The following is a 3,847-nucleotide window of genomic DNA, read 5'->3' on the forward strand; positions in this document are numbered from 1 at the left end:
TTCCGCGATCAGGCCCGCCCCGCCCTCGAGTTCTACCACTCGGTGTTCGGCGGCGAACTGGACCTCGATACCTTCGCCGCGTTCGACATGGGCCAGGATCCCCGCGAAAACGACCTGATCATGCACGGCCAGCTCGAGACGCCCGCAGGATTCGTCCTCATGGCGGCCGACACACCGAGCTCGATGCCCTACACGCCCGCGGCGGGCGTCTCGATCTCGATCAGCGGGAACGACGAGGCCGAACTCGAGCGCTACTGGGACGCGCTGGCCGACGGCGGAACCGTCGGTATGCCGTTCGAGACACCGCCCTGGGGCGGTCGCTTCGGCATGCTCACCGATCGGTTCGGGATCGACTGGATGGTCGCGCTCAACGCGAGCTGAGCGAAACCCCGCTAGAACTCCTCGTGCGTCTCGGGGTCTCCGCCCCAGAGGCGACCCCGTTCGAGGGCCGAGACCGCGGCGACATCCTCGGCGTCGAGCGAGAATCCAAAGACATCGGCGTTCTCGCGCTGACGGTCGGGGTCGGCCGACTTCGGGATGGGGGTGCTCGCGAGCTCGACGTGCCAACGCAGCACGATCTGCGACGGCGTGACGCGGTGAACTTCTGCCAGTTCCTGCACGATCGACTCGTTCAGCAGTTCGCTGCGCTTGGCGAGCGGGCTCCAACTCTCGGTGCGGATGCCGTGCGCTGCGTGATAGGCCCGCAGCTCCGCCTGCGGGAAATACGGATGCAGCTCGACCTGGTTGACCGCCGGTACGACGCCTGTCTCGTCGGCGAGTCGCTCGAGCATCCCGACCGTGAAGTTCGAGACGCCGATCGAGCGCAGCACACCCTCGTCGCGGAGGTGGATCATCGCCTTCCACGTGTCGACGTACTTGTTCACGCGGGGGTTCGGCCAGTGGATCAGGTACACGTCGATTCGATCGAGGCCGAGGGCGGCCAGCGAGGCTTGGGCGCTCGCGATGGTCTCGTGGTAGCCGTGGTCGCGTCCGGGGAGCTTGGTCGTGACGATCAGCTCGTCGCGGTCGACGCTGCTGCGGCGGATGCCCTCGCCGACCTCGGACTCGTTCTCGTAGTTGAGGGCGGTGTCGAGCAGCCGATACCCGGAATCGATTGCCGCAGTGACCGACTCGATGCCTTCTTCGGCACGCAGCCCGTATGTGCCGAGACCGAGTTCGGCGAAGCGGTGACCGTCGTTGAGGGTTACTTCGGGGATGGAGAGCATGTTGCCATCCTGGCCCACATCCGGGACTGCAAGAACTTTCGCGACGATGTCGATTTCGCTCGGTGCCGTTCGACGCGATAGTAGGAGGACGCACGAGCGCCCACCCGCGGCCGGGATCGGCCGATGGCACAGAGATGACACAGAGGAGCAGACGATGGCGAAATACATGCTGATCATGCGGTCGAACGAGGCCGCCGTCGAGGACTACGAGTCCATGGACTTCGAGGCCGTGATCAACGCGATGGGCGCGTACAACGAATCGATGATGAAGGCGGGGGTGCTGCTCGCGGGCGAGGGGCTCTCCGATGCGAAGGAGGGCTTCGTGGTCGACTTCGCCGGCGAGACCCCGATCGTCACGGATGGTCCCTATGGCGAGACGCACGAGCTGTTCAACGGGTTCTGGATCATCCAGGCATCCTCGAAGGAAGAGGCCGCCGAATGGGCGAAGCGCTGCCCCCTCGGACCCGGCAGCAAGCTCGAGGTGCGGCGCGTGACGGACGAGACCGACTTCGCGGACTACGCCGACAATGAGTACGTGCAGAAGGAAGAGCAGTGGCGCGAGGAGCTCGGCACGAAATGAGTAAGCCGGCGCCAGACATCCCGGCGCCAGACATCCGCCGCCACGTCGACGCCGTGTGGCGCATCGAGGGCGCCCGGGTCGTCGCCACACTGGCGAAGGCCACGGGCGACCTCGGGCTCGCCGAGGACCTGGCGCAGGAGGCGGTGGTCGAGGCCCTCGAGCAGTGGCCCGAACGCGGCGTGCCGAGCAATCCCGGAGCCTGGCTGACCACCGTCGCGAAGCGCCGGGCGATCGACGGATGGCGGCGGCGCGAGCGGCTGGATGACCGCTACGCCGCCCTCGCTCACGATCTGGCCGACGAAACAGAACGATCGGACCACGCCGACACCTGGCAGCCGATAGACGACGACGTGCTGCGCTTGATCTTCGTCGCGTGCCACCCGGTTCTCTCGCGCGAGTCGCAGGTCGCCCTGACCCTGCGTGTCGTCGGCGGGCTGACATCGGAAGAGATCGCCCGGATGCTGCTCGTGCCCGTAGCGACCGTGCAGGCCCGCATCACTCGGGCCAAGAAGACGCTGTCTGCGGCGGCCGTGCCGTTCGAGGTGCCCGATCCCGCCGCGTGGGCAGAGCGTCTCACCGGGGTGCTGAGCGTGGTCTATCTCATCTTCACGGAGGGGTATGCGGCGACGTCGGGCGACCGCTGGGTGCGCGTCGATCTGGCGAACGAGGCGCTTCGCCTGGGTCGCGTGCTCGCGGGCCTCGTTCCGCGTGAGCCCGAGGCGCAGGGACTTCTCGCTCTGATGGAGCTGCAGGCATCCCGCTTCGGCGCTCGTACCGCGTCGGACGGGTCGCCCATCCTCCTGGCAGATCAGGACCGTACGAAGTGGGACCGCGCACAGATCGCGCGGGGTCGCGCGGCGCTCCAGCGAGCGGATGCCTCGGGTCGACGCGGACGCGGGAGAGGAACGTACGGCCTCCAGGCAGCCATCGCCGAATGCCATGCCGTCGCGCCGAGCGTGGACGAGACCGACTGGGAGAGCATCGTGATCCTGTACGAGGCGCTGGGGCGAATCGCCCCCAGCCCGATCGTCGAGCTCAACCGCGCGGTCGCGGTTTCGATGAGCACGGGCCCGGCGAGCGCCCTCCGCATCGTCGACGGATTGGCCTCGGATGGCGCCCTGCGGGGATCCCATCTGCTGCCGAGCGTGCGTGGCGAACTGCTCGCCCGGCTCGGCCGCGTGTCCGAGGCGCGCTCCGAGTTGCTCACCGCGGCCGGGCTGACGGCGAACACGCGCGAACGCGCCGTTCTCGAGGCGAAGGCCGCAGCACTGTAGGTGCACGAGGGAATGCGCGACGTGCCCACCGGCGTTGGGCCGTACATGACACGCGTAGGAATCATCGGAGCAGGAAACATCGGATCGGCACTCGCGCAGGGGCTGGTTGACCGCGGCTACGAGGTCGTGATCAGCAACTCTCGCGGGCCCGAGACCCTCGCCGATCTGGTCGCCACGCTCGGCGCCGGCGCGACCGCCGGAACACCGGAGCAGGCCGCGGAGGCCGGCGAGTGGGTCATCGTGACCGTCCCGTTGAAGGCGCTCGACACCGTCCCCGTCGCCCCCCTCGCGGGCAAGGTCGTGCTCGACACGAACAACTACTACTGGGAGCGCGACGGGCACATCCTCGAGCTCGACGAGAAGCAGATCACGACCTCGCAGATGCTTCAGCGACACCTGCCGGAGTCGAAGGTCGCCAAGGCGTTCAATCACATCGGCGCGGCAGAGATCCTGACAGCGGGCGCACCTCAGGGCACGCCAGGCCGTCGTGCTCTCGCCACGGCGAGCGACGCACCCGAGGCAGCGCAGTTCGTGGCCGACCTCTACGACGCTTTCGGATACGACACGGTCAACATCGGCCCGCTCGCCGACAGCTGGCGTGTCGAGCGCGACACTCCGGCGTATGGCGTGCGCCAGGACGCGGACGAGCTTCGCGCCAACCTGGCGGCCGCAGAGCGCTGAGCAGGGCGCCCCGCATCGGGTCACTTCGACAAGCTCAGTGACCGGGCGACGAACCACGCTCCCTGAGCCTGTCGAAGGGAGCAGCC

Annotated in this window: 5 protein-coding genes; 4 read left to right on the forward strand and 1 reads right to left on the reverse strand. The window is 67.9% G+C overall.

Annotated features, from left to right (window positions below):
* Positions 1 to 381: VOC family protein (locus MIC448_RS10745; protein WP_036299398.1), on the forward strand; the 381-nt coding region annotated here is incomplete at its 5' end.
* 11 nt (positions 382 to 392) lie between these two features.
* Here the strand turns inward: MIC448_RS10745 and MIC448_RS10750 are convergent.
* The gene (locus MIC448_RS10750) at positions 393 to 1,226 is read right to left on the reverse strand and encodes an aldo/keto reductase (protein ID WP_036299400.1); all 834 of its coding nucleotides are present in this window, start codon (positions 1,224 to 1,226) and stop codon (positions 393 to 395) included.
* Between the two features lie 154 nt (positions 1,227 to 1,380).
* Here MIC448_RS10750 and MIC448_RS10755 point away from each other — a divergent pair, with 154 nt between their 5' ends.
* The 3 genes from MIC448_RS10755 to MIC448_RS10765 are packed head-to-tail and all read left to right on the forward strand — an operon-like array spanning position 1,381 to position 3,761.
* Positions 1,381 to 1,806 (forward strand): YciI family protein, encoded by a 426-nt coding sequence (locus MIC448_RS10755; protein ID WP_036299402.1) that lies wholly within the window; start codon positions 1,381 to 1,383, stop codon positions 1,804 to 1,806.
* The gene (locus MIC448_RS10760; protein ID WP_051513614.1) at positions 1,803 to 3,080 is read left to right on the forward strand and encodes an RNA polymerase sigma factor; all 1,278 of its coding nucleotides are present in this window, start codon (positions 1,803 to 1,805) and stop codon (positions 3,078 to 3,080) included. The genes MIC448_RS10755 and MIC448_RS10760 overlap by 4 nt, the downstream gene beginning before the upstream one ends.
* Positions 3,081 to 3,125: 45 nt before the next feature.
* The gene (locus MIC448_RS10765; protein ID WP_036299406.1) at positions 3,126 to 3,761 is read left to right on the forward strand and encodes an NADPH-dependent F420 reductase; all 636 of its coding nucleotides are present in this window, start codon (positions 3,126 to 3,128) and stop codon (positions 3,759 to 3,761) included.
* The last annotated feature ends 86 nt before the right edge of the window (positions 3,762 to 3,847 follow it).

Origin of the sequence: Microbacterium sp. C448 (genome assembly GCF_000582705.2) — a bacterium.
Taxonomy (GTDB): Bacteria; Actinomycetota; Actinomycetes; order Actinomycetales; family Microbacteriaceae; genus Microbacterium; species Microbacterium lacus_A.